This window comes from Pseudarthrobacter sp. S6 (assembly GCF_050156575.1).
GTDB lineage: Bacteria > Actinomycetota > Actinomycetes > Actinomycetales > Micrococcaceae > Arthrobacter.
Genome location: NZ_CP189581.1, coordinates 2,003,778 through 2,028,856 on the forward strand (window position 1 = coordinate 2,003,778; position 25,079 = coordinate 2,028,856).

Here is a 25,079-nt window from a genome sequence, read left to right on the forward strand (position 1 = left end):
GGACGGTGAGACTGATGGTTGACGCACCCTCAGAAAACGCTGACAACAACACTGCGGACGCTTTCCTGCAGGGCGGCTCGCTGAAGCACGCCCCGGGGCCATACTTCGGCGGCTACGGCGGGCGCTGGATGCCGGAATCTCTCATCGCCGCCTTGGACGAGCTCGAAGACACCTTTGAAAAGGCCAAGGCAGATCCCGAATTCCTGGCCCAGCTCGCCGACCTGAACAAGAACTACTCCGGCCGCCCGTCGCTGCTTACCGAAGCCAAGCGATTTTCCGAGCACGCCGGCGGCGCACGGATCTTCCTCAAGCGGGAAGACCTCAACCACACCGGATCCCACAAGATCAACAACGTCCTGGGCCAGGCCCTGCTGGCCAAGCGCATGGGCAAGACCCGCGTCATCGCCGAGACCGGTGCCGGACAGCACGGTGTTGCCAGCGCCACCGCCGCCGCGCTCCTTGGCCTGGAATGCGTTGTGTACATGGGCGCCGAGGACTGCCGCCGGCAGGCGCTGAATGTCGCCCGGATGCAGCTGCTGGGCGCCACCGTGGTGCCCGTGGTGAACGGTTCGCAGACCCTTAAGGACGCCATCAACGATGCCCTCCGGGACTGGGTCAGCAACGTGGACAACACCCACTACCTGCTGGGTACCGCCGCGGGGGCGCACCCGTTCCCGGCCATGGTCCGTTTTTTCCACGAGGTCATCGGCGAGGAAGCCCGCGCCCAGATCCTGGAGCAGACCGGCAAACTGCCGGACGCCGTCTGCGCCTGTATCGGCGGCGGTTCCAACGCAATCGGCATCTTCCACGGATTCCTGGATGATCCGTCCGTTAAGATCTACGGCTTTGAAGCCGGCGGCGACGGCGTGGATACCGGCCGGCATGCAGCCACCATCACCCTTGGCAAGCCCGGTGTCCTGCACGGCGCACGCTCCTACCTCATGCAGGACGACGACGGCCAAACCATCGAGTCGCACTCGATTTCGGCAGGCCTGGACTACCCGGGTGTTGGCCCGGAGCACGCCTACCTGGCCGATATTGGACGCGTCAGTTATGAGCCCATCACCGACAGCGAAGCAATGGATGCGTTCAAGCTGCTGTGCCGGACGGAGGGCATCATTCCCGCCATCGAGTCCTCACACGCCCTCTCGGGTGCCATCAAGGTTGGCAAGCGCCTCACCGAAGGCACTGCCAACCCGTCCGAAACGGTGATTATTGTGAACCTTTCCGGCCGTGGCGACAAGGACGTTGAGACCGCCGCGGAATGGTTTGACATGCTCGATGAGGAGGGCAAGGTCAAGGGCACCAACCTGTCTACCCGTAAGCCCAAGGGGCCTGCCGACCGGGCAGAGACTGAAGCCGTTCCCGCTACAGCTGCTCTTGCCAGCAGCGCCGCGGACAATAACGAGGACCAGAACTGATGACTGAACAGACGGCCAGCAAGTCCGCCGCCGCCATCGACCGAGCACGGGACGCCGGACGCTCAGCGCTCGTCTGCTACCTTCCTGCCGGGTACCCGGACGTCCAGGCCACCATCGACGCCGGCATTGCCATGGCGAAGAACGGTGCCGACCTGATCGAAATCGGTATTCCCTACTCGGATCCGGTCATGGACGGCCCTGTCATCCAGGCTGCCACCACCGAAGCGATAGCCAACGGATTCCGGGTCGAAAGCGTCTTTGACGTGGTAGCCGGCATTACGGCGGCCACAGACGTCGCCGTGCTGGTGATGACCTACTGGAACCCCGTGGTCCGGTTGGGTGTGGACGAGTTCTCCCGCCGGCTGGCCGAGGCCGGGGGAGCCGGGCTCATCACGCCCGACCTCATCCCGGACGAAGCATCGGAATGGTTCGCTGCGTCGGACAAGTACGGACTGGACCGCGTATTCCTCGTAGCGCCGTCCTCCACCCCCGAACGCTTGGCCATGACGGTCAAGGCAAGCAGGGGCTTCGTGTACGCCGTCTCCATCATGGGCGTGACGGGTACGCGCCAGGCTGTCAGCAGCAGCGCAGAGAGGCTCGTCGCCGACACGCACGCCGCCGGTGCCGAACGCGTGTGCGTGGGACTCGGTGTCTCCAACGCCAGCCACGTCCGCGAGATCGCAGCCTACGCGGACGGTGTCATCGTTGGCACAGCGCTCGTGGCCGCCATCCGTGACGGGGGAGTCGCCGCCGTCGCGGACCTCACCCGGGACCTGAGCGCGGGACTCGTTAGGGAAGAAGCCTAACCACAATGCAGATTCTCCTTCAGGCCGCAGCCCTGGTGCCGGCCAGCATCCCCAGCCCGGACTGGTCCGGCTTCGACATCCCGCTGCCGTGGGGGACTCTGCGGATCCACGCTTATGCCCTGTGCATCCTCGCCGGGATCATCGCGGGCCTGTGGCTTACGTCCGTCAGGTGGGCCCGCCGCGGTGCGCCCGAAGGCAGCGTCTGGGACATCGTCATCTGGGCGATTCCCTTTGGCATCATCGGCGGCCGCCTCTATCACGTGGTTTCCTCTCCGGACGCCTACTTCGGGCCCGGCTTCGACGGGACCGGGGATCTGTGGCTCATCCCGCAGATCCAGCGTGGCGGACTCGGAATCTGGGGCGCCGTGGTTCTGGGCGTCCTGGGCGCCTGGATCGGGTGCCGCCGGACAGGCGTGAAACTCACCGCCTTCCTGGACGCCGCTGCGCCCGGACTGCTGCTGGCCCAGGCCATTGGGAGATGGGGTAACTACTTTAACCAGGAACTTTTCGGCGGGCCCACCACCCTGCCGTGGGCCCTGCAGATTGATGCGGACAACGCCAACTTTCCGGCCGGCATGCCGGTTGGTACCCTCTTCCACCCCACGTTCCTGTATGAGTCGCTCTGGAACGTCGCCGGCGTGCTCATCCTGCTGGCACTGGACCGCCGATTCGACTTCCGCCGTGCCCGGCTCTTCTGGCTCTACGCCATGTACTACACCCTGGGCCGGGTCTGGATCGAAGCGATGCGGATCGACGACGCCGAACAGATCAACCTCTTCGGCATCACCACCAGGCTCAACGTCTGCACCAGCATCTTTGTCTTTGTGGCAGCACTCATCGTGTTTGTCCTCGTGGGACTGAAAGGCCGCCCGGAACCGGACACACCGTTCCTGGCCGGCCGCGCACCGGCAGCAGACGACGTCATTGACGCTGCGGGAGAAGAAAAGGATTCCGTCCGCGATGCGGACTTTCCTGTCTCAGATAGTGAATCGCGTGATAATCTCCCAGATAACCAAAATGGTGCCCGGATCCCTTCCGCCCCAACGGAGGAGGACCCGGCATCCGGGGACGGCGACCAGCCAACTCCGGAGTCGCCGGTATCCGGAAGTTCCGGCCACAAGGCAACGGAATCCGCGCCGGAGGCTGGCACAAGCAAGTAGGACGCCAGCACGGCAGGGTAGCAGAGTCAACACTCGGAGCGCCCACACACCACAGCGTCGTGGCAACAGGGCCCATCCGTTCAGCAGACAGCAGCTGGCCGGTCAAGCCCGGGCCGGGGGCCTGCGTAACTGTTCATTCAGCAGGCCGGTCTGGCCTACAATTTCCTGTAAATAACACTTTGTTGTGCCCATCACGGAGGCGCTGACGAGTGGGGCCAACGGTGTCCCTTCCATACGCACGATCAGGAGGAAGGACGTCTCCCATGAGTCAAACTCTTCACACTCCCAGCTGGTCCGAACCGGACCAGCCTGAGGCTGCCATGTCGCCGTTCAAGCGCTTCGCCGCGCTGCCCGAGGCCCGGGGTCTATACAACCCAGAGAACGAAAAAGACGCCTGTGGCCTGGCGATCATAGCCACGCTCCGCGGCGAGCCCGGCTACGACATTGTCGACGCCGCCCTGACCGCGCTCCGCAACCTGGAGCACCGTGGAGCTGTGGGTGCCGACGAGGGAACAGGTGACGGCGCCGGCCTGCTGATGCAGATCCCGGACGAGTTCTTCCGTGCCGTCACAGAATTCGAACTCCCCGCACCGGGACAGTTCGTGGCCGGTACCGCCTTCCTCCCTGCCGAGCAGCGCGAAGCTGACGCCGCCAAGGCCGGCATTGAGGGCCTTGCCTCCGATGAAGGCCTGACCGTGCTCGGCTGGCGCGAAGTGCCCATCGTCGCTGACCTCGTGGGCGCCATGGCCCGCGCCTGCATGCCCTACTTCTCACAGCCCTTCCTGGCCTCGGCAACCGGCGAGGACCTGGACCCCAACGAGCTGGACTCACGCGCCTGGCGGATCCGCAAGCGCGCCCAGAACAAGTTCGGCGTGTACTTCCCGTCGCTGTCCTCGCGGACCATCGTCTACAAGGGCATGCTCACTACGGCCCAGCTGGAGCCGTTCTACCCGGACCTTTCAGACAAACGTTTCAAGACCAAGCTGGCGATCGTCCACTCGCGTTTCTCCACCAATACGTTCCCGTCGTGGCCGCTGGCCCAGCCGTTCCGGACGATCGCCCACAACGGTGAAATCAACACCGTCAAGGGCAATCGGAACTGGATGCGCGCCCGCCAGTCGCAGCTCGCGAACCCGCTGCTCGGGGAGTCCCCGGAAGAGCTGTACCCCATCTGCACCCCTGGTGCGTCAGACTCCGCGTCCTTCGACGAAGTCGCCGAGCTGCTCTGGCTCTCCGGCCGCCCCATCACGCACTCAATCATGATGATGATCCCCGAGGCCTGGGAAAACCACGCCACCATGGATCCGGCGCGGCGGGCGTTTTACGAATACCACTCCCTGCTGATGGAGCCGTGGGACGGCCCCGCGGCCGTCTCCTTCACCGACGGCAACCTCGTCGGTGCCACCCTGGACCGCAACGGCCTGCGCCCCGGACGTTACTGGATCACCGAAGACGGGCTGATCATCTTCGCCTCCGAGGTGGGCGTGATCGACGTCGAACCTTCCAAGGTGGTCAAAAAGGGCAGGGTTTCCCCGGGCAAGATGTTCCTGGTGGACACCGAAGCCGGCCGCATCATCGATGACGAAGAGGTCAAGGCCGAGGTCGCTGCCGCTAACCCGTGGTCCGAGTGGGTCAAGGACAACCTGATTGACCTTAAGGACCTCCCCGAGCGCGAGCACGTGGTCCACACCGCAGCGTCCGTCAACATCCGCCAGCGGACCTTCGGGTACACCACCGAAGAGCTCAAGATCCTGCTCGGCCCGATGGCCCGCACCGGCGCCGAGCCGCTGGGTGCCATGGGTTCGGACACCCCGATTGCGGTGCTGTCCAAGCGTCCCCGGCTGCTGTTCGACTACTTTGTGCAGTCCTTCGCGCAGGTCACCAACCCACCGCTGGATGCCATCCGGGAAGAGCTGGTCACGTCGCTGACGTGCGCCATCGGCCCGAACGGCAACCTGCTGGACACCAAGCAGGTCCGCCAGCCGCAGGTCATGTTGCCGTTCCCCGTGATCAACAACGACCAGCTCGCTAAGATCGCCAACATCGAAACGCCCGACGGCGACCGGGTAGCCATGAAGGTCCGCGGCCTTTACCGCTCCGAAGGCGGCGAGAACGCGCTGCGTGCCCGGCTCACCGAGATCTGCGAGCAGGTGTCAGGCGCGATCAACCGCGGCGTGCAGTACGTTGTGCTGTCCGACCGTGACTCGAACGCGCAGTGGGCCCCGATTCCTTCGCTGCTGCTGGTCAGCGCCGTGCACCACCACCTGCTGCGCAGCGCCAACCGCACGAAGACCGCACTGGTGGTCGAGGCCGGCGACGTCCGCGAGACGCACCACGTAGCTGTCCTGATCGGCTACGGCGCCTCTGCCGTGAACCCGTACCTGGCAATGGAGTCAGTGGAGCAGCTCATCACCGCCGGTGACGTTGTTGGGGTCACGCCGCGGGACGGCGTCTACAACCTGATCAAGGGCCTCGGTAAGGGCGTCCTGAAGATCATGTCCAAAATGGGCATCTCCACGGTTGCGTCCTACACCGGCGCGCAGACGTTCGAGGCCTTGGGCCTCGGACAGGAACTGGTGGACGAGTTCTTCGCCGGCACGCATTCCCAGCTGGGCGGCGTGGGCCTGGATGTCATCGCCGCCGAGGTTTCAGCGCGTCACCAGATGGCCTACCCCGAAGGCGGCATCGAAATGCCGCACCGCCCGCTCCTGGGCGGCGGCGAATACCAGTGGCGCCGCGACGGCGAGCCGCACCTGTTCAACCCGGAGACCGTCTTCCGGCTCCAGCACGCCACGCGTGAGCGCCGCTATGACATTTTCAAGGCCTACACCAAGGGCGTGGATGACCAGTCCGAGAACCTGATGACCCTGCGCGGGCTGCTCAAGTTCAAGAACGACCGTCCTGCGGTTCCATTGGAGGAAGTGGAGCCCGTCTCCAGCGTTGTGAAGCGCTTCTCCACCGGCGCCATGAGCTACGGGTCCATCTCCAAGGAAGCCCACGAGACCCTCGCGATCGCCATGAACCAGTTGGGCGGCAAGTCCAACACCGGTGAAGGCGGCGAGGACGTGGATCGCTTGCTCGACCCGAAGCGCCGCTCTGCCGTCAAGCAGATCGCGTCGGGCCGGTTCGGCGTCACCAGCCTGTACCTGACCAACGCTGATGACATCCAGATCAAGATGGCCCAGGGTGCCAAGCCCGGCGAAGGCGGCCAGCTGATGGCGCAGAAGGTGTACCCCTGGGTTGCCCGGACACGCCACTCGACACCCGGCGTCGGACTGATTTCGCCGCCGCCACACCACGACATCTACTCGATCGAGGACCTCGCGCAGCTCATCTACGATGCGAAGCGCGCCAACCCCTCGGCCCGTGTGCACGTCAAGCTCGTCTCCGAAGTGGGGATCGGCACTGTGGCATCGGGTGTCACCAAAGCGAAGGCCGACGTCGTACTCGTCTCCGGCCACGACGGCGGAACCGGCGCGTCCCCACTGAACTCGCTCAAGCACGCGGGTGTGCCGTGGGAGCTCGGACTCGCAGAGACGCAGCAGACGCTGATGCTCAACGGGCTGCGCGACCGCGTGGTGGTCCAGGTGGACGGACAGCTCAAGACAGGCCGCGACGTTGTGATCGCCGCGCTGCTCGGCGGCGAGGAATTCGGTTTCGCCACCGCCCCGCTGGTGGTGGAAGGCTGCATCATGATGCGCGTCTGCCACCTGGACACCTGCCCGGTGGGCGTCGCAACACAGAACCCCGAGTTGCGGGCCCGCTTCACGGGCAAGCCCGAATTTGTGGTCAACTTCTTCGAATTCCTGGCCGAGGAAGTCCGTGAGATCCTCGCGGAACTCGGCTTCCGGAGCATCGAGGAGGCGATCGGCCACGCCGAGGTGCTGGACGCCCGCGAAGCGGTCAACCACTGGAAGGCCGACGGCCTGGACCTGGACCCGATCCTGCACGGGCTCGAGTTCGACGACGACGCTCCGCTGCGGAACATGACCTCTCAGAACCACGAGCTGGACAAGCACTTTGACCAGCGGCTGATCACCATGGCTACGGAGGCGCTGACCGACCGCAGCCCGGTGAAGATCGCGGTGGACGTGATCAACACGGACCGCTCGGTAGGCACCATGCTGGGCCACACCGTGACCAAGACGTTCAGCACGGACGTGCTGGCGACGGACACCATCGACATCACCCTGACCGGTACCGCGGGACAGTCGCTGGGTGCCTTCCTGCCCGCTGGCATCACGCTGCGTCTCTTCGGTGACTCGAACGACTACGTGGGCAAGGGCCTTTCCGGCGGACGGATCATCGTCCGGCCGGACCGCACCAACGTGTTCAAGGCCGAAAGCAACGTCATTGCCGGTAACGTGATCGGCTACGGCGCCACCAGCGGCGAGATGTTCCTGCGCGGCCAGGTGGGCGAACGTTTCCTGGTCCGCAACTCCGGAGCCACCGCGGTTGTTGAAGGCATCGGCGACCACGGCTGCGAGTACATGACAGGCGGGCAGACGCTGATCATCGGCCGCACCGGCCGCAACTTCGGCGCCGGCATGTCCGGCGGCACGGCCTATGTGCTGGACCTGCAGACCACTCAGGTCAACAAGGACGCGCTGCAGTCCGGCGAACTCCAGCTCGTTGAACTCGACGCCGAAGACCGGGACATTGTCCACGGCCTGCTGGTGAAGCATGTCGAGGAAACGGAATCGCTCCACGCGGCACGGTTGCTGGAGAACTTCGACGACACGGCTGCCCGCATTACCAAAGTGCTGCCGCGCGATTACGCGGCAGTCCAGCAAACCCGACTGGACGCCATCGAAGAGGGCCTTGACCCCGATGGCGAAGAAGTATGGGCTCGAATCCTGGAGGTAACCGGTGGCTGATCCACGCGGATTTCTTAAAGTACGCCAGCGTGAAACCCAGCCGCGTCGCCCCGTTCCGGTCCGCATCATGGACTGGAAGGAAGTCTACGAGGCGCAGGAAAAGGGTGTCCTGAAGGCCCAGGCCGGACGCTGCATGGACTGCGGCGTGCCGTTCTGCCACCAGGGCTGCCCGCTGGGCAACCTGATCCCCGAGTGGAACGACCTCACCTGGCGGGACAAGGGCGAGGAAGCGATTGAGCGGCTGCACGCCACCAACAACTTCCCCGAGTGGACCGGCCGGCTTTGCCCTGCACCGTGTGAGGCGTCCTGCGTGCTGGGGATCAACCAGCCTGCGGTGACCATCAAGCAGGTTGAAGTCTCCATCATCGACGAAGCGTTCGAAAACGGCTGGGTCAACCCGCTGCCTCCGACGCGCCTGACCGGAAAGACCGTTGCCGTCGTCGGCTCCGGCCCTGCCGGCCTGGCCGTGGCGCAGCAGTTGACCCGGGTGGGGCACACCGTTGCGGTGTACGAGCGTGACGACAAGATCGGCGGCCTCCTCCGCTACGGAATCCCCGACTTCAAGATGGAAAAGGAGCAGGTGGACCGCCGCGTTGAGCAGATGAAGGCCGAAGGGACGCGCTTCCGCACCGGCGTCGCTGTAGGCACCGACGTGACGTGGGAGCAGCTGCGACGCCGCTACGACGCCGTCGTGGTTGCCACTGGCGCTACCGTCCCGCGGGACCTGCCCATCCCCGGCCGTGACTATGAAGGCGTTCACTTCGCCATGGATTACCTGGTGCCGGCCAACCGTGTTGTCGCGGGGGAGACGGTGGAGAACCAGATCCACGCGAAGGGCAAGCACGTGGTGATCCTGGGCGGTGGCGATACCGGTGCTGACTGCCTCGGTACTGCGCACCGCCATGGAGCCGCATCAGTGACCACCTTGGCCATCGGCAAGCAGCCACCGGCGGATCGTGCCGGGCACCAGCCCTGGCCCACGTTCCCCACCCTGTTCGAAATGGCCAGCGCCCACGAGGAAGGCGGCGAACGAACGTACCTCGCCTCCACCGTGGAGTTTGTCGGAGAGAACGGCAAGCTCACCGGCGTCAAGGTTGCAGAAACGGAATTCGTTGACGGCAAGCGGCTCCCCAAAGGCGGCACCGAACGAATCATCCCGGCGGACCTGGTGTTCCTGTCGCTGGGCTTCACCGGAGCGGAGCCTGCGGGCATCACCGAACAGGTCAGCGCCGAGTTCGACGGGCGCGGCAACGTGACCCGCGACGGCTACTACATGACCAACACGGAGGGCATCTTCGTGGCCGGTGACGCCGGCCGCGGGCAGTCGCTCATTGTGTGGGCCATTGCCGAAGGCCGGGCCTGTGCCGCCGCCGTGGACAAGTTCCTCATGGGCAGCACCATCCTGCCAGCGCCGGTGGCTCCGGCGGACAGGGCCATCACGGTTCTCTGATACCAGTCAGTTCGCCGGGGATTCACCTCCACAACAACTTAACCAATGCAGGACACTACTAGGGTAGGTATATGAGACGCGCTAAGATTGTGGCCACTTTTGGCCCGGCAATTGCCAGCTTTGAGAACACGCTCGCGGTGTTGGAAGCCGGTGTGGATGTTGCCCGGATGAACATGAGTCACGGTGACTACGCCGTGCACGACAACACGTACGAGAATGTCCGGAAGGCAGCAGCCCAGCTGAGCAAGCCTGTGGCAATCATGGCTGACCTCCAGGGCCCGAAGATTCGTCTTGGGCGCTTTGTGGACGGCCCCCATGCCCTGGCCGAGGGTGACATCTTCACCATCACCACCGAAGACGTTCCTGGCACCAAGGACATCTGCTCCACCACGCTGAAGAGCCTCACCGAGGACGTCAACGTGGGGGATGCGCTGCTGATCGACGATGGCAAGGTGGCCCTGCGGGCGACCGAGGTCGACGCCGTCAAGGTTGTCACCGTCGTTACGGTCGGCGGAATGGTGTCCAACAACAAGGGCATTAACCTTCCCGGCGTTGCAGTCAACGTGCCGGCACTGAGCGAAAAGGACGAGGACGATCTCCGCTGGGCCATGCGCCGCGGTGTTGACCTGATTGCCTTGTCGTTCGTCCGTGACGCCTCGGACATCGTCCGCGTGCACGAGATCATGGACGAAGAAGGCCGGCGTGTGCCGGTCATCGCCAAGATCGAAAAGCCGCAGGCAGTGGAGCAGCTGCATGAGATCATCGACGCCTTTGACGCCATCATGGTGGCCCGTGGCGACCTCGGAGTGGAACTTCCGCTGGAGGAAGTGCCGATCGTGCAGAAGCGCGCCATCGAACTGGCTCGCCGCTGGGCGAAGCCGGTCATCGTGGCCACGCAGGTCCTCGAATCGATGATCGACAACCCGCGCCCCACCCGCGCAGAAGCTTCGGACTGCGCCAACGCCGTGCTCGACGGTGCAGATGCCGTCATGCTGTCTGGCGAGACCAGCGTGGGCAAGTACCCGATCGAAACCGTCAAGGTCATGGCCAGGATCATTGAATCCACCGAGGTGCACGGCCTGGAACGCGTTCCGCCGCTTGGCACCAAGCCAAAGACCCGTGGTGGTGCCATCACGCGGGCCGCCGTCGAAATCGCCGATCAGCTGGAAGCAAAGTACATCTGTACTTTTACCCAGTCCGGTGATTCCGCACGCCGCCTCTCACGCCTGCGTCCTATCCGGCCGGTGTTCGCTTTCACTCCGGTGGAGCACGTGTGGAACCAGCTGGCACTGACCTGGGGCATCCAGCCGGTGCTGGTCCCCATGGTGGGCCACACCGACGAGATGACCGCGCAGGTTGACCGCAGCCTGCTCGAAATGAAGCTCGTCGAGGACGGTGACCTGGTGATCATTGCCGCCGGGTCCCCTCCCGGAAAGGCTGGTTCCACCAACTCGCTGAAGGCGCACAGGGTGGGTGACTTGGCCGACTCTTCGCGTCTCGGCGGCGAGGCTGGCGCACCCAGGGAGAAGCTCGGGCCCTGGCCGACGGCATAGCAGCCTAAAAGGAAGGACCCCTGCCGGCTGGCAGGGGTCCTTCCTTTTGTGTGCTTAGTGGCTTAGTTCACCTGGTTGATGATGGTCTCGGCAACCTCGCGCATGCTGAGGCGGCGGTCCATGGAGGTCTTCTGGATCCAGCGGAATGCTTCCGGCTCCGTCAGGCCCATCTTGGTGGTCAGCAGGCTCTTGGCGCGCTCGACGAGCTTGCGAGTGGCGAACTGCTCCTGCAGGTCCGACACTTCGCTTTCGAGGGCCTTGATTTCCTCGTGGCGGGAGAGCGCGATTTCCAAAGCAGGGATGAGGTCTGCCGGGGTGAAGGGCTTGACCACGTAGGCCATGGCGCCAGCGTCGCGGGCGCGCTCCACGAGTTCCTTCTGGCTGAAAGCAGTCAACAGCACTACGGGGGCGATACGGGCCTTGACGATCTTCTCGGCCGCGGTGATGCCATCCATGATGGGCATCTTGACGTCCATCAGGACGAGGTCCGGCTTTAGTTCCTCGGCCAGTTGCACGGCCTTCTCGCCGTTGTCGGCTTCGCCCACCACGTCATAGCCTTCGCCGCGCAGGATCTCGATGATGTCGAGTCGAATGAGGGTCTCATCCTCGGCCACAATGACGCGGCGCGCCGGCTGGGACGTGGATTTTGACTCCGTTTGTTCAGTCACGGGATCTCCTTGGGAATATACGTCGAGGACATCACCATCTTAGGTGCGCCCTTGGCCGTACTTTGATCTGCATGGTCTATTGCGGCGTCAGCGGCGCGATTCTGGAATTCAGCCTATCTGCATGTAGAGTAATTCCGCGTACGTGAAGCGATCGCGTTGCTCACAATCAGCTGTGGGCGTACCGGTTTGCACAACGTATTCCGCGCCCGAGTGGCGGAATTGGCAGACGCGCCGCACTCAAAATGCGGTATCGAAAGGTGTGTGGGTTCGAGTCCCACCTCGGGCACAGTGTTTCCGCAGGTCAGCAGGGTTTCAGGGTCCTGAGTGTGCACAAAAACTCGTTTTCTGTGCACACGAAGCCTAGAATTTTGGGTATGGCCAGCATTTGGGAACGGAAAAAATCGGACGGATCCACGTCGTTCACGGTCCGCTGGCGGAACCCCGAAACGCGAAAGCAAGAGGGGATTACCCTAGCGACGTCGGCCGAGGCCCAGACGCTGAAGCGCCTCCTTGATGCCAACAACCAATCCTTTGAGATTGCCCAGCATGCGATGGTCGCGAACCAGACCAAAGCACCCACCGTCGCGGCTGTGATCCAAGAGCACATCGACTTTCTGGTCCGGCCTTCAGTTGGCACAGTGCACACGTATCAGACCATGCTGAAGCTGCACATCGCCGACGTCATCGGGCACATTCCCGTGGACAAGCTTGATTACCGGCACCTGACGTATTGGATCAAGGCGATGCAGACCAAGGGCCGGTCGGCCAAGACCATCAAGAACAACCATGGCCTGATCTTCTCGGCAATGGAGACGGCCGTCATGCTCGGCTACCGGAAGGACAATCCGTGCCGGGGCGTGCAGCTCCCGTCAGGCGAAAAGGCAGAGGATGAGGCCAGGTTCCTGACGCACGCTGAATTCGGCCTGATTCTGGAGGGTATGGGGGAGCGGTACAAGGCGTTCACTCAATTCTTGGTCATGACGGGAACGCGGTTCGGCGAAGCGACTGCGGTAACTGTGGCGGACCTGGACCTGATGTCGAAGCCGGCAACGATGCGGATCAACAAGGCATGGAAACGCGGTACCGATTCCGAGTATTACGTCGGAGCGACCAAGACCGGTGCCGGCAAGAGGACGGTTTCGCTGAATCCCCATTTGGTGGAAGTGTTGATTCCGCTGGTGGCCAGCCGCCCTGGCTCGGAACTCTTGTTCACCACCCCCAAGGGCGAGCGCATTGTTCACAAGCTGTATTGGCACCACTACTGGACTCCCGCCGTTAAAGCGGCCCAGGCGCGTGGCCTGAAGAAGTCACCCCGGATCCACGATCTGCGCCATACCCATGCGTCTTGGCTGATTCAGGATGGCGTTTCGCTGTTCACGATCTCTAGGCGACTCGGGCACGCATCTACGCGAACGACCGAGCAGGTCTATGGTCACTTGATGCCGCAGGCGCTCCAGGATGCCGCCGACGCCGTCGAGCGTTCCGCCGATGTGTGGCGTGGATAGCGTCTGGGTGGAGGGTTTACCTAAGAGAACTTCTGGCGAGCCTGTGCTCGCGTCCCGATCATGCGGACGGTCGGCGCAGTAGCGCCACCGGATCGGACTTCGCGTAGCTCTGCAATCTCCCTGAGGTGGACCGACGTGAAGACGATCTTCCCCTTGCCCCAGACGGCGTGCGGGAACTCACCCTTGGCAGCCCCGTCCCTAAGCCATGCCTCTGAACACTTGAGGACGGTGGCAGCCTCGGCTGGTTCGAAGAATTCAAGTTTCATGCCCCTGTCCGATCCCTTCGTGGATATGCGGCGAGGACGGCTTGCGCGAGTCCTTTCCCCGTTCATGTAAGCCGGAAATCACGGCGGCATGACGGTGACCTGGAAACTCGCTTCGAGGGCCGCAGTATGGAGCTGCACCTGCTCGGCGGAGGCACTGAACTGAGTCGATGAGCGCTGCACCAGCCCGGCATCGGTGAGCAAGCCGAGTTGCCTGCGGATGGTCGAGCGCGAGGCGCTGAGTTCCCTGCCGATCTGGCCACAGGTCGAGGGCCCGTTCCTGAGCAGGAATCGGATAATTCGGCTTCGTGTTCGGTTCATCAAAATGCACGACATGTGGACCACAACCAGGGGAATGGTGAAGGGCTACTGTAGACGGGTCTACAGCAGCAGGTTACTCCGGTTGAAGTCATGTTGGATAGACCAGAGTGAGCAAATGAATCCTCAACTGGTTGACGCGGTTGATTGCCGCGCCGGACGACTCGGGTAATACTGGGCGAAAGGGGATCGTAGCGCCTGACCGGGCTGCCGGTCTCGCATCAGATCGAGGGGTGGGCAGCGCGGATGGTCGAGGCAGGTGGCGGTGACATGTTGTCTCCCCAGGCCCAGCTGGCTCGTCGTCTGAATCTGCTGCTCGACGTCGTGGTTGCCGAACGTGGGAAGCCCGTAACGTTTCGCGAGGTCCAGGCCGAACTCGAGGCTAGGGGCATCAAGTTGTCCCGCGCGCGCTGGTTCTATATGAAAGAGGGGACCGGTCGTCTGGTCAGCGATACGGCGCTATTGGCCGAGCTCTGCAACATCTTCAACGTTGACCCCTCGTACCTGATCGGCGACAACGCCGACTTGCCCGAGCGGATCGATTCGCAACTCGAGTTTGTGAAGTCGCTTCGTGCGGCCAGGGTGAAGACCTTCGCGGCGCGGACGCTGGGTGACGTTTCTCCGGAGACGCTAAGGGCCATCTCTGAATTCCTCAACAAGGACATTGATCGCCATCCTGGAGCGGAAGAGGCAGCCGCTAATCCTCCAGAAGATACTGAAGATGAGCCGCCAGCAACTCCTTGATCCGAGCAGGGTTGGCTGAATAGCGCGGAGAGCGGCCATGGCGCCGGCCCGGCTCAAGGTCCACCGCGATGGCACCGGTCTCCTCAAGTGCAAGCAGGTGCTTGGCTACGCTCGGCTCACCGGCGCTTACTGCTGCCACGATGTCACCGCGGGTCGCCGGACCGTGCGCGGAAAGGTAGCGGAGGATCTCGTTCCGTGATCTGTTGCCAAATGTCGCGACAGCGGCCTCGACGTCGTTGGACCAGGCTTCGTCGTGAGGCTGCGTGATCCTGGGCATGGAACCATTCTCACCGACCGAGGTCCTAAAAGTAAGACCCGCAGTCTTGACGATACTTTAATTATCTTTGAAAATAGTTTGTATAGCTTTCCTGTCGTAGTGGTCGACCTTGGCTGTCGCTGCCACTCTTTGAGCGCTGGCCGTGTCGGCGCCGGACTTATTGGAATCGTTTAGTTGAAGCGGTGAAGACCATGCGAGTCGAAGCCAGGTTGAATCGGGCCCCTCAAGATCATCCCAATGTAGGAAGCATCGACATCTCCCTGCGCGGCGCGCCGGAGCCCGCCGCGGTTGCCGTTCCGGTAGATCAAATCATGATCGCCGTCGACGGCGTTCAGCGGTACGTGGTTTCGCATCTCTCGCGGATCGGCCGGGCCTGCGACGTGGACGACGTTATGCAGGACATCCGGGTCGCGGTGTGGGATGGCGTGACCCGGGGGCATTATCGCCAGCTCCCCGGTATTCCCTTCGGTGCTTGGGTTCAAGGCGTGTGCGCGAACGTTTGCGCCGCGCACGTCCGTCGGGAGCTGAGCCATCATACGCTTCCGTTGATCGTGGAACCGGGGAATGCCGACGGGCCGACGTCGTTCGTTGCTCTGGCGGTGCTGGGCATGGACCGGAGCGGAGGTCAAAGTGCCGAGAAGATTATTGACCAGCAATGGGCACTAACGATCATTGAACTGACCCGGGCCAGCGTGCCAGCAGGAGTTTGGGATCTTGCCCTCGACAGTCTCACCGGGCCTCGACACTACGGTCCGCCGTCGCCACAGGACCGCCGGCGCTGGCACGCAGTGACCGTGGTGCGCCAGACGGCGAAAACCGTTCGAAATGCCCTGGACGTTGAGCAGACGGCCCTTTGCAACATCGGAGACGTATGCCAGCGCGCAGCAGAGTGCCTGCCCACACCGGTACTCCGCAGAACAGCTGAAAGTATCGTTCGCCCCGGACTACGAGGACCCGAACGGAAGAGGGCTCTGGAAGCATTGGCGGTCCATTTGGGCGTCACCGAGCGCTATGTGGCCGTCCAGATCGGCTTCGCGCGCCGGCTGTATCAAACGGCATGGAGGATTCTCCAGGCCGGGACGCGGACTGCGTACTGAGTCATGTTGTGGGCCTGTCGTCTCGCTATGAACAGGCGAGAAGGAGGCCCGAATGTCCAAACTGCAAAGAAGCTCGCTGCCTGGCACAAACTACCGGCGTCGATGGGGTATCGCAGCAATCGCGCTCTTGAGCGTGGTCACGGCGCTTTTCGCTCTCACGCGGCCGTCGCCCACGCCCGCAGCGGCTCCGGTTCCACCGCCGTCGACGATGCCCATCCCTCAGAGCACGGCGAACGCTTCTCCCGGGACGCCGGCACAAGCTCCGACGGTGACTCCTGATGTTGGGATTGCCGATGCGGAGGGCGTACCCCGCATTGCTGATTTCCGCGAGCTCGCCGCCGCGGCGGCGACGGCGATCTACACCTGGGACACGCGAACGTCGTCCTACTCGGAGGTCTACTCACGGCTCCGTGAGTGGTGGGACGTGCTACCGGACGGGTCCAATCCCCTGGGCGTGTTGGTGCAGGAGTTCGAAGCGACCGGGGTCAACGCGGGAAGCTACGCAACTCTGGCTGACCAGCAGGCGCACCGTTCGGCCGCGGTCGAATCCCTGCACTGCGACAGCGAGCTGGCCAAGGTTCGGGAGCGGCCGGCGCCATGGGAGGGACTGCATGTGTGCACAGCCTCCGTCAGCGTTCTGGATCAATCAATTTCTGCCCGCAACACCTACACGGCACCTGTCAGCGTCATGGTGAACTGTCCGCCGGCTGTTACTGCCCCGACGGACCACTGCGTCATGGTCGGCTTTTATGCCGCACCGAGCAGGATCGTCTATTGATGCCGGCCGCCATGGTGTTCGCTGGGCTGGTCAAGCGCCGGGCCCTTCTGCGGGTTTCGCTGGCCGCGGCCTCAATCTTGATCCTGGTGGGTCCCATTGCGTTTAGCGCAGCCGTGGCGGTGCTCGGCGCGAGCGCGGCCGACACCCAGTCCGTCTGCTCGCAAGAAGGCGTGGTCGGCCAGCCAGCCAGCGTATCCGGCCCCCTGAGCATCCGCACAAACAGCCGGGCCCCGGTCATTGTGACCGACAGGCAAATGGCCGTCGCGGGGGACTACGTTTCCATTGGCCAGCAATTGGGGGTCCCGCGAGAGGGCCAGATCATCGCAATAATGATGGCTCTGCAGGAATCCAGCCTCAGAGTCCTCGCCAACACGAACGTACCCGCGTCGCTCAGCTACCCACACGACGGAATCGGCAATGATCACGATTCCCTCGGCACTGCCCAGCAACGTCCAGCCGCCGGTTGGGGGACCGTTGAACAGTTGATGGAACCCAAATACAACGTGCGAGCCTTTTACGGCGGACCCGCTGGCCCCAACCGTGGCAGCCCGCCCGGATTGTTGGATATCCGAGGTTGGCAATCCATGAACAAAGGCCAAGCTGCGCAAGCCGTTCAGGTGTCGGCGTTTCCGGAGTTGTATGCGCGGTGGGAGGCTGAAGCAACGGCCATTGTTGAGGCGCTCGTCGGCGGGATGTCACCGGCCAGGTGCTCCGATGCGCTTCATTCCTCGACGGACACGGTTGTTCCCACAGATCTGAGCCAGATCCGCAAGGACATCCTGCGGTTTACCCAGGAAGGACTCGGCGGCGCCTACGTATGGGGCGGCACGGCGTTCAAGGCGTGGGACTGTTCGGGATACGTCCAATGGATCTACAGGCAGGCCGGAGTCAATCTGCCGCGAGTGGATCAATGGAGGGTCGGTACGCTGACCGACAATCCGCAGCCGGGGGACCTGGTGGTCCAGAACGCAGAGGGGCCGAACAACTGGGGACACGTTGGCATTTATGCGGGGGACGGGATGATGTGGAGTGCACTCAACCCTGCGGTTGGGACGCTGCTGCATCCGATAGCCTGGAATTCGGACACGGCGTATTTTGATTTGTTGACATGAAATCTAGTCGTGGCGCCCGAAAAGGAAGCGTTGACAGGGTTGGTGCACACCCAGCTTGGCGTCAGTCATGATCCTCCAGTTCGCGGAATTCGAGCGTGTCCCCATCAGTGAACGCAAACGCGTGGGGATCGCCTGGGCCTAAAGACACGGTGCCCGGCGCCTACCGAGGACGCACGAATGGCCCCTCAGCGGTTCAGCCGACCACGCCGAGCGGGCCTCCCTGACGAAGAAAGCTTTGCGAACAATGCCGCCACGGGTGTCCGGCCCGACGCTGGAGCGAAGGCGTCGGAGCATGCCGCGGCGGTGCAGATGCTCGCTGGCTTCATCGGGTAACCTCTGCGTCACCTCCCCTAGGCGTCATCCGCCAGCGTGAGAGCCATGTGCGCCTTCGCGAGCAGCAGATGACCTTTGCCGTCATTGATCAATCCAAGAGGATCTCCCCATCTCGTGATCGTTGGTACTGAGGCGTCGACGTCAGTTACCCGGTAGATGTAGTACCGACTACGGCGAACCGTGGCCTCAATCAGCTCGCCGCGCGAGATGTAGAACGCCTCGGTGGGATCGGTCCCCTTCGTCGCCTTGACCTCGATGTAGATTACCTGGTCGTCTTCATCAACGCTGGTCATGTCGTACGGCGATAGCTCGTCGAGCTTAGACACCCAGCGAACCGAGTCGGGGTTCTTTCTGATTGTCTTGAGTCGATGACGTTCGGCGTGGTACGCGACTTCTTCGCCACGCTTGCCGATGCGCCGGTTCTCTTGCTCGGTGTGAATGCTCGGCGCAGTGCTGTGGCCACCTCTAACCCCACCTCGGTAACCATTTTGCTTCGTAGCGCCGGAGTCCCCGGAGTTGCCCGCTACGCCATCAACGATGCTGACAGCCGAGAAGTCGACCGGCGGTGGGGGAGCCTTCAGTGATGGCTCGTTCGCCGCCGCCGGTGCGTCCTCAGCCGGCTCATTGCCGATCGGGTCGTTCGCGTTGCTATTGGTGTCCGGGACCTGCTCCGAAATTCCCCCCGCCCGATTTGTTGCCAGCGCAGCCATACCGGGCGAAACATCCTTGTCCTCGTCGTCTTCGCTTGGCTCGAGCAGGAGCGAATCGAGGACGTTGGTGAGTTCCTCCTCGTCCTCTGGCGCCAGGTTGAGCAGTTGGCGGGCCTCCGTGACGTCATGTGGCTGGATTTGGCGGTCGGCCATCATTCGCTGGCGGTCGTCGGGTGAGGCCGTCAGCAGCATGGTGAACGCATCGGCTAGGGTCGGCACGATCAAGTATTGGGCCAGTTGGCGTCCGAGTGGGAACCAGTGCGGCTGGCCGGATGCCGGGTCCAGTTCAAGGTAGGCGGTGCCGACGTTGACCGTGCGGCCGCCTCGTTTCTCGGAACGGCTCGCGATGTAGCAGACAGCCTCCTCGCGGAAGACCTCTGTACCGTCGTACTCATACGTTAGGCCCAGCCGTTCGCAGACGACGAGTTCTAGCCTCTGGAGCGCTGAGCGGACGCGGTTCTCGGCGCTTGAGTTCTCGGCGCGCACCAGCGCAAATAGGTACGGCTTGATGCTGTTGATGCGTCGCCCAACGTGGTCATAGGCCGCGCCGTGATCCTCCCCGAAAGGAAGTGCCGAGGTGGTGACGGCGTCGTCGAGCCTAGTGAGCGCGAGGTAGCGGGTCAGCTTCGTCAGTCCGGCCTCGGCTGAGAGAAGCGGACGCTGCTTCTCGAAGGTGTCCCGAAGCAGTGGATCGTCGGCATAAGGCGGCTGCGCCACGAACCGGATGACACCGTCTTGGCTAGCCAGTAGCCGCACAATTTCTGGTTCAGGGTGGGTTTCTGTCTCGTCCCGCAGCACATCGTGCAAGGTGCGTTGGACCCAGCGTGCTGCCTGGTACAGCTCACGGTTCGTGTGTCCGGCCGCGTCGGCCTCATTGGCGATGCTCTCCAGCAACACCAGCAGGTCAGCGACACGCGGACGGCCAGCGTCCGTCAGATGCAACGCTGCGGCCAGGCCAGCGCCGCCATGGGCTTGGAACATGGCCTCGCTGATACGCGGGATGCGCTCCTGAATTCGGCGCGGCGTTTGCGCAGCCTCGATCCACGCCTCCGATGGGCGGACGAGCTCTGTCATGTTGCCTCGGTCGACCGGCACCCACGGGCGCGACCGCAGCGTGTAAGCAAATAGTGAAGCGGCGGGACGTCCACGATCGCCGACATGGCTGCCGTGGAGGCAGTAGAAGAGAGTCTCAAGGCCGCCCTCGTAGACCGAGCCCCATCGTCGGGCTAGCTGGTTCCAGAGCGCCATGAGCCGAACTGGTTCCTTGGACGCCATGACTTCTTCCAGGCGGTCAAGACGGTAAGACTCTCGCAGTTGCTGCGACTGGGTATGGCCCTGTGGGCACTGCGATGCTACCTTGACCTCGGGCAGCCCGATCCACTCTCGGAACAACCCGCCGCGGTGGGGATGTCTACCGCTATTTACTACCATGTAGCCGTACGTCTCAGCTGGCTTGGCAACATCGAGGCGTGGATATGCAACCACGCCGAGCATGCGATAGAAGTCAAAGTCATCTTGGCGACCTTCTGACTCCACGGGCGGCTCGATGTCGAGGAACTCTACGTCGCCGAAGGGACCGTAAATGACTTCCAACTCATCGGAATCAGACCATGGTGCACTGAAGTAGATCTCGGCTGCCGGACGCAGCTCGTGGACGGCGCCGTCTGCCGTTCGGGCGGGAAGGAGCACTCGCCCGAGCACGGGATCAATGTCTTCGTTGCCCTGAAGCCGTACCTGCCGATAGGCCCGCAGACCGGCCATTGCGCCAGCCCGTGCATGGGGATCGGCTTCGGGATCGCTCAGAATCTTGATCAGGAACTCGCGGATGAGTTCGCGCCACTCGAATGGCTTGATCCCTAGATCTCGGAGAAGCTTCTGCGCGTCTTCGGCGTCTGGGACAAACGCGATGGGAACCGGCAGCTCTTCCGGAATGGTGACTTCACTGCGTTCCCGCGGGAAGAAGATGGTTTCCATGGTTGGCGTTAGCATCTGGCCCCCGGTACCCAGGACTATTGGAGCCTTCTTTAGTTCGTTGACGATCGTAGTCCCGGCTGCTTCGCGCCACTCCGCCAGGAAGCGGTAGTAATCTTCCGCGGTTTCTCGTGTCGGCGCCAAAAGTAGTGCGATGAACTCACCAATCCCCATTTCCCCGGTGTCAGGCGTGCCAGTGAGGAAGGTTTTGATCGCAATGAGCCGCTCGACGTCCGGCCGCAGCGTGTGGCCTGGGTCGAGGTTGGTCAACCCATGCGCGTTGGCGGGATCCGGCAGGCTTCGCGGCAGGAGACGAATATCTGCGGGACGCCGCAAAGAACCGTCGGCAGCGGGAAGGAAAGGTGAATCGAGCAGCGCCTCGGTCCAGTGCTTGCGAATGGCGGTTCCGCCTGCGCCGGCTGGGGGGTTGGTCGCTGGAACCAGTGCCTCGATTGCGGCAGAACTCGCCTGAGTCCGCCGGACCAGATCTGGAGCGACTGTCGACCTGAGATGATCCGCCATGGCTCGGACCAGCATGCGGTTGAACGGCCCCGCTTCAGGCGTCGTCGCGATCTGGCGTCGGTCCATGCTCAGCATCCACTCGGCGTGGACGGCCATATGGAGCCCTGGCTGTTCGTCTGTCGGGAAGTAGACGTGCAGTGGGAATGTCTCATCCACGCGCGGCTGGCCATCTCCGTCCACCGGCACGGCGATGGCGAAGCGAACCTCGTCTATATCCTTCCACGATTCCCCGAGCGGTTCGAGCACTACAGGGTCAGGGGCTACAGACCCTCGATAGATGAACCATTCTTCGGCGTGGCTGTTGGTTTCGAGCAGTACGTGCTCGGCGTCTCCGTCCGGGTTGCGGACGATCTCAGACGAGAAGTCGCCGTATGTGCCTTCCAGCTCCAAATGATCAACGTGCGGCAGAAAGAGCAGCAGCCGAGACGCGAGGTTCTCAAGAAGATCGGCTTCAACCGTCGACCGTTCGACGCTGTCTCGGAAGGGGAGACGGATGACCGTCGTAAAGCCGCTCGCGCGCAGCGTATCGATCGCGGCAGCATCGGGTCCGAGGTCCGCCTGTTCAACGCCGAACGGGAAGGCGTAGATCGGAAGCTTCTGACGCGCCGGCAACGAGCCGAGAAGCTCGCTGATTGCAGCGCTCACCCGCTCGCCATTGAACTGGAATGAAGACAGCGCCGAGACGATCTGCGGATGATCGGTGATCTCCCCAACGGACTTGAAGCCGAGCCCCTTGTGACCGACCGATTCGCCCGGGCCCTTGGAAGATCTTCCCAGCGAGCAGATGGCTTCGACCTGTGGATCCCCAAACCCGGAACCGTTGTCGGCCACGATTAAAGCGGTGTCGGTCAAAAGAAAGTGCGCGCGACCGCGTGTGCCGGTGTCACGTGCTGCGTCGTTGGCATTCTGCAGCAGTTCGAAGGGGTATCGGCCGGTGTACTGCTGTCGGACCAGCTCCTGTGCGCCACCACGCTCATCCAGACTCTTGAGCGCGCTCTCCCGCAAAGCGTGGTCGACCTGGACGCGGATTGACGCCAGCTCCTGTTCGCGAAGTCTAGTTGTGACGTCCACTTTGCCCTTTCGTATGAGTAACAGCTCAATAGAAGCATGCTGGTTTGGTCCGACACGATGCTCGGCGTGCGACGCCACCACACTCAGTGCCTCGGTGGCCCCTACCAAGCTGGTGCTGACGTGCCACTACAGTCGGTCCGTCCGTTCCTGTTTAGGCGGCTTTGACGAGGGGGAGTTCGTCCCAGTGGGTGGTGTAGCGGGGGGAGAGCATGTCCCGTTTCATGGTCCAGTCCGGCCCGCCGCGGATGCCGCCGTGGCCCAGGCCGATGGAGCCGCGCCCGTACCGGCGGGTGATGTCTTCGAGGAGGGTGCCGACGTGGCGTTCCTCGTGCGGGTTCTCGAACAGGGCAAGGGGTGCCTGGTTGCCGGAGGGCCGCAGGTCGGTGACCATGATCCCGGCCCTGGCGTACCGGATGCCCTCGCAGATGCGTGGCAGGAGCGCGTGGGCGGCCTTGGTCAGGATCACCGGGTCCGCGGTCGGCATCGGCAACGGCACGCAGACCGAGGGGTAGGAGGTGTCTTTCGGGTTGAAGTGTGAGGTGCCGGCGAACGCCGTGAGGACTTTGGCCTGGAGTCCGTGTTTGGCCAAACGCGCCGAGGCCTGCTGACCGTAGACGCTCATGACCTGCCGGATCCCGGCGGCCGTGGTGATGGGGCCGGCGAAGGAGCGGGAGAAGATGAGCTGGTCCCGGCCGATCCGTTCTTCTTCCATGGGGATGCAGGGGGTGCCCTGCAGTTCCAGTACGGTGCGCATCATGACCACGGAGAAGCGGTTCCGGATCATCACCGGGTCGGCCCGAAACAAGTCAAGGATGGAAAGAATACCCAGGGCGTTGAGGCGTTTGGTCAGCCGGGTGGCGACACCCCAGATCTCGATCACGGACAGGCGGCGCATCAGTGATTCCCTGTCGGCCGCGGGCACGGAGTCCCAGTGGCAGACCCCGTCGAAGGCCGGGTTGTTCTTGGCCCATTTATTCGCCAGTTTCGCCAGGGTTTTCGTGGGCGCGATTCCGACGCAGACCGGAACGCCGACGTTGCGCCGCAAGGTGGCTTTCATGTCCCGGCCCAAAGCCCGGAGCTCCTCCGGGGTGCCTTTGACTCCGAGGAACGCTTCGTCGATGCTGTAGACCTCCAGCCACGCGGAGTAGCGGCCGAGGAGTTCCATGACGCGGGCGCTGATGTCGCCGTAGAGCTCGTAGTTGCTGGAGAGGGCAACGAGGCCCCATTCCTTGGCGCGCGGGGCGAGTTTGAACCACGGTTCACCCATGGGGATGCCCAGGGCCTTAGCTTCCGGGGAGCGGGTGACGGCGCAGCCATCGTTGTTGGAGAGGACGATGACGGGCCTGCCCTCCAGTGACGGGTCGAACGCCCGCTCGGCCGAGGCGTAGAAGCAGTTCACATCCACATGCGCGATCTGCGGCATATGCCGCATCACGGCCGGCTTAGACATGGCGTGCCCCGTGCCGGCAAAGTTCCCGTTTAACGCAAGAGCGCGCCTTAAACATGGTGAAGGCACCGGGTGGCGACGCCCCAGATGACCAGGTCCGACAGCGAAGGCACTCGGATGTCCGGGTAGGCCGGGTTCTCTGCCTGCAGCACCACCCCGGTTCCGGTGATCCGCAGCCGTTTGATGGTCAGTTCCCCGTCCAGGACCGCGACGACGACGGATCCGTCCACCGGTTCCAGTGCCCGGTTGACGATCAGCTCGTCGCCGTCGCTGATGCCGGCGCCTTCCATCGATTCCCCGGAAACCCGCACGACGTAGGTGCTGGTGATGTCTTTGATCAGGTGCTCGTTCAGGTCGATCCGGCCATCAAAGTAGTCCTGCGCGGGCGAGGGATACCCGGCCGCGACGGGGACCGGGGAGATGAGCACCGACAACAACGACATGCCCGCATCTATCACACGGGGACCAACTACAACGCCCACAACACACCCTTTATTCGAATATATGTTCGATACATTCAGTGTAGCTCCGGGTGCCGACATTGAGCATTCCCCACCATGTTGCATCTGATGCGGGATGCCCAAGGAGGTACAAACCCTCCCGAAAATCATCAGCAGTCATGTAGCCCCGCCCCGCAACCTCTATGAAGTCGTGAGCCCAAAACCCTCATTCCATTCAAAGACGACAGATGGAGCGCCCGATGTTGCTGGCAGCTGTAGATCCCGGAATCACCCCGAACGCCAACTTTCCCTTTCTCGAATCGCTGAAACAGATCGGCGGAGGCATCCTGGTCGGTGCCTTCATCGTGATCGCCATTGTCGCGATCCTCGGCGCCGCGATGCTGTTGGCAGGCAAGTTGAGCCAATCGTCCCGCTTGGCCTCCGGTGGGGGCATGATCCTGCTCTGGACTGGCCCGGTGGCAGCGATCCTGGGCGGCATTAACGGCTACATCCTTTGGTCCCAATCGGCGTTTAATCTCGGATTCTAGGGCCGGCT

The 25,079-nt window shown here is 63.2% G+C and carries 19 protein-coding genes and 1 tRNA gene; 13 read left to right on the forward strand and 7 right to left on the reverse strand.

Annotation, left to right across the window (positions count from 1 at the left end):
* Positions 1–14 precede the first annotated feature (14 nt).
* From trpB to pyk, 6 genes are all read left to right on the forward strand, one after another.
* Positions 15–1,421 carry a tryptophan synthase subunit beta gene (trpB, locus tag ACQCS0_RS09670; protein WP_354154264.1) on the forward strand — a complete coding sequence of 469 codons (1,407 nt, stop codon included), beginning with the start codon at positions 15–17 and terminating at the stop codon, positions 1,419–1,421.
* On the forward strand, positions 1,421–2,227 hold the full coding sequence (gene trpA, locus ACQCS0_RS09675) for a tryptophan synthase subunit alpha (RefSeq protein WP_354154263.1): 807 nt from the start codon (positions 1,421–1,423) through the stop codon (positions 2,225–2,227). The genes trpB and trpA overlap by 1 nt, the downstream gene beginning before the upstream one ends.
* 5 nt (positions 2,228–2,232) lie before the next feature.
* The gene (lgt, locus tag ACQCS0_RS09680) at positions 2,233–3,387 is read left to right on the forward strand and encodes a prolipoprotein diacylglyceryl transferase (RefSeq protein ID WP_354154262.1); all 1,155 of its coding nucleotides are present in this window, start codon (positions 2,233–2,235) and stop codon (positions 3,385–3,387) included.
* A gap of 263 nt (positions 3,388–3,650) precedes the next feature.
* Positions 3,651–8,264: a glutamate synthase large subunit gene (gltB, locus tag ACQCS0_RS09685; protein ID WP_426940191.1), complete on the forward strand. Its 4,614-nt coding sequence runs from the start codon at positions 3,651–3,653 to the stop codon at positions 8,262–8,264.
* On the forward strand, positions 8,257–9,714 hold the full coding sequence (locus ACQCS0_RS09690) for a glutamate synthase subunit beta (protein ID WP_354154260.1): 1,458 nt from the start codon (positions 8,257–8,259) through the stop codon (positions 9,712–9,714). Before gltB ends, ACQCS0_RS09690 begins: the two co-directional genes overlap by 8 nt.
* A gap of 71 nt (positions 9,715–9,785) precedes the next feature.
* Positions 9,786–11,267 carry a pyruvate kinase gene (pyk, locus tag ACQCS0_RS09695; protein WP_354154259.1) on the forward strand — a complete coding sequence of 494 codons (1,482 nt, stop codon included), beginning with the start codon at positions 9,786–9,788 and terminating at the stop codon, positions 11,265–11,267.
* A gap of 62 nt (positions 11,268–11,329) precedes the next feature.
* Here the strand turns inward: pyk and ACQCS0_RS09700 are convergent, their stop codons facing one another.
* Positions 11,330–11,935 carry a response regulator gene (locus tag ACQCS0_RS09700; RefSeq protein WP_354154258.1) on the reverse strand — a complete coding sequence of 202 codons (606 nt, stop codon included), beginning with the start codon at positions 11,933–11,935 and terminating at the stop codon, positions 11,330–11,332.
* A gap of 204 nt (positions 11,936–12,139) precedes the next feature.
* On the opposite strand from ACQCS0_RS09700, the gene ACQCS0_RS09705 reads away from it, so the two are divergent.
* Together ACQCS0_RS09705 and ACQCS0_RS09710 are read left to right on the forward strand one after the other, a co-directional pair.
* Positions 12,140–12,221 (forward strand) — tRNA-Leu (locus tag ACQCS0_RS09705).
* An 88-nt stretch (positions 12,222–12,309) separates the two neighbouring features.
* The gene (locus ACQCS0_RS09710) at positions 12,310–13,440 is read left to right on the forward strand and encodes a tyrosine-type recombinase/integrase (RefSeq protein ID WP_426940192.1); all 1,131 of its coding nucleotides are present in this window, start codon (positions 12,310–12,312) and stop codon (positions 13,438–13,440) included.
* 20 nt (positions 13,441–13,460) lie between these two features.
* Here the strand turns inward: ACQCS0_RS09710 and ACQCS0_RS09715 are convergent, their stop codons facing one another.
* Together ACQCS0_RS09715 and ACQCS0_RS09720 are read right to left on the reverse strand one after the other, a co-directional pair.
* Positions 13,461–13,706, reverse strand: coding sequence for a hypothetical protein (locus tag ACQCS0_RS09715; RefSeq protein WP_426940193.1), 246 nt, complete (start codon positions 13,704–13,706; stop codon positions 13,461–13,463).
* Positions 13,707–13,784: 78 nt separating this feature from the next.
* Positions 13,785–14,024: a winged helix-turn-helix domain-containing protein gene (locus ACQCS0_RS09720; protein WP_426940194.1), complete on the reverse strand. Its 240-nt coding sequence runs from the start codon at positions 14,022–14,024 to the stop codon at positions 13,785–13,787.
* A 267-nt stretch (positions 14,025–14,291) separates the two neighbouring features.
* Between ACQCS0_RS09720 and ACQCS0_RS09725 the strand changes: the two genes are divergently transcribed.
* The gene (locus tag ACQCS0_RS09725) at positions 14,292–14,765 is read left to right on the forward strand and encodes a hypothetical protein (RefSeq protein WP_426940195.1); all 474 of its coding nucleotides are present in this window, start codon (positions 14,292–14,294) and stop codon (positions 14,763–14,765) included.
* On the opposite strand, the gene ACQCS0_RS09730 is transcribed toward ACQCS0_RS09725, so the two are convergent.
* On the reverse strand, positions 14,719–15,042 hold the full coding sequence (locus ACQCS0_RS09730; RefSeq protein ID WP_226758981.1) for an ArsR/SmtB family transcription factor: 324 nt from the start codon (positions 15,040–15,042) through the stop codon (positions 14,719–14,721). The two genes, ACQCS0_RS09725 and ACQCS0_RS09730, sit on opposite strands and share 47 nt — an antisense overlap.
* A gap of 182 nt (positions 15,043–15,224) precedes the next feature.
* Between ACQCS0_RS09730 and ACQCS0_RS09735 the strand changes: the two genes are divergently transcribed.
* The 3 genes from ACQCS0_RS09735 (at position 15,225) to ACQCS0_RS09745 (ending at position 18,029) form a co-directional block, all read left to right on the forward strand.
* Entirely contained in the window at positions 15,225–16,139 is a 915-nt protein-coding gene (locus tag ACQCS0_RS09735) for a hypothetical protein (RefSeq protein WP_426940196.1), read from the forward strand.
* Positions 16,140–16,407: 268 nt separating this feature from the next.
* Positions 16,408–16,917: a hypothetical protein gene (locus tag ACQCS0_RS09740; protein ID WP_426940197.1), complete on the forward strand. Its 510-nt coding sequence runs from the start codon at positions 16,408–16,410 to the stop codon at positions 16,915–16,917.
* Positions 16,917–18,029, forward strand: a complete 1,113-nt coding sequence (locus ACQCS0_RS09745) for a C40 family peptidase (RefSeq protein ID WP_426940198.1) — start codon at positions 16,917–16,919, stop codon at positions 18,027–18,029. The genes ACQCS0_RS09740 and ACQCS0_RS09745 overlap by 1 nt, the downstream gene beginning before the upstream one ends.
* A gap of 350 nt (positions 18,030–18,379) precedes the next feature.
* Here ACQCS0_RS09745 and ACQCS0_RS09750 read toward each other — a convergent pair whose 3' ends face one another.
* From ACQCS0_RS09750 to ACQCS0_RS09760, 3 genes are all read right to left on the reverse strand, one after another.
* Complete coding sequence (locus tag ACQCS0_RS09750) at positions 18,380–22,636, reverse strand: sacsin N-terminal ATP-binding-like domain-containing protein (RefSeq protein ID WP_426940199.1); 4,257 nt, start codon at positions 22,634–22,636, stop codon at positions 18,380–18,382.
* Between the two features lie 151 nt (positions 22,637–22,787).
* Positions 22,788–24,086 carry a Y-family DNA polymerase gene (locus ACQCS0_RS09755; RefSeq protein ID WP_426940200.1) on the reverse strand — a complete coding sequence of 433 codons (1,299 nt, stop codon included), beginning with the start codon at positions 24,084–24,086 and terminating at the stop codon, positions 22,788–22,790.
* A 47-nt stretch (positions 24,087–24,133) separates the two neighbouring features.
* Positions 24,134–24,565 carry a LexA family protein gene (locus ACQCS0_RS09760; protein ID WP_426940201.1) on the reverse strand — a complete coding sequence of 144 codons (432 nt, stop codon included), beginning with the start codon at positions 24,563–24,565 and terminating at the stop codon, positions 24,134–24,136.
* Between the two features lie 218 nt (positions 24,566–24,783).
* Here ACQCS0_RS09760 and ACQCS0_RS09765 point away from each other — a divergent pair, with 218 nt between their 5' ends.
* A complete protein-coding gene (locus ACQCS0_RS09765; protein WP_282360914.1) occupies positions 24,784–25,071 on the forward strand; it encodes a hypothetical protein in 288 nt (95 codons plus the stop codon).
* The last annotated feature ends 8 nt before the right edge of the window (positions 25,072–25,079 follow it).

Bases quoted from the DNA above. Each gene is read 5' to 3' on its own strand.
- ACQCS0_RS09730 (WP_226758981.1), bottom strand. From the start codon at position 15,042: ATGCCCAGGATCACGCAGCCTCACGACGAAGCCTGGTCCAACGACGTC.
- ACQCS0_RS09765 (WP_282360914.1), top strand. From the start codon at position 24,784: ATGTTGCTGGCAGCTGTAGATCCCGGAATCACCCCGAACGCCAACTTT.
- trpA (WP_354154263.1), top strand. From the start codon at position 1,421: ATGACTGAACAGACGGCCAGCAAGTCCGCCGCCGCCATCGACCGAGCA.
- pyk (WP_354154259.1), top strand. From the start codon at position 9,786: ATGAGACGCGCTAAGATTGTGGCCACTTTTGGCCCGGCAATTGCCAGC.
- ACQCS0_RS09745 (WP_426940198.1), top strand. From the start codon at position 16,917: ATGCCGGCCGCCATGGTGTTCGCTGGGCTGGTCAAGCGCCGGGCCCTT.
- ACQCS0_RS09710 (WP_426940192.1), top strand. From the start codon at position 12,310: ATGGCCAGCATTTGGGAACGGAAAAAATCGGACGGATCCACGTCGTTC.
- ACQCS0_RS09725 (WP_426940195.1), top strand. From the start codon at position 14,292: ATGTTGTCTCCCCAGGCCCAGCTGGCTCGTCGTCTGAATCTGCTGCTC.
- trpB (WP_354154264.1), top strand. From the start codon at position 15: ATGGTTGACGCACCCTCAGAAAACGCTGACAACAACACTGCGGACGCT.
- ACQCS0_RS09720 (WP_426940194.1), bottom strand. From the start codon at position 14,024: ATGAACCGAACACGAAGCCGAATTATCCGATTCCTGCTCAGGAACGGG.
- ACQCS0_RS09755 (WP_426940200.1), bottom strand. From the start codon at position 24,086: ATGTCTAAGCCGGCCGTGATGCGGCATATGCCGCAGATCGCGCATGTG.
- ACQCS0_RS09715 (WP_426940193.1), bottom strand. From the start codon at position 13,706: ATGAAACTTGAATTCTTCGAACCAGCCGAGGCTGCCACCGTCCTCAAG.
- gltB (WP_426940191.1), top strand. From the start codon at position 3,651: ATGAGTCAAACTCTTCACACTCCCAGCTGGTCCGAACCGGACCAGCCT.
- lgt (WP_354154262.1), top strand. From the start codon at position 2,233: ATGCAGATTCTCCTTCAGGCCGCAGCCCTGGTGCCGGCCAGCATCCCC.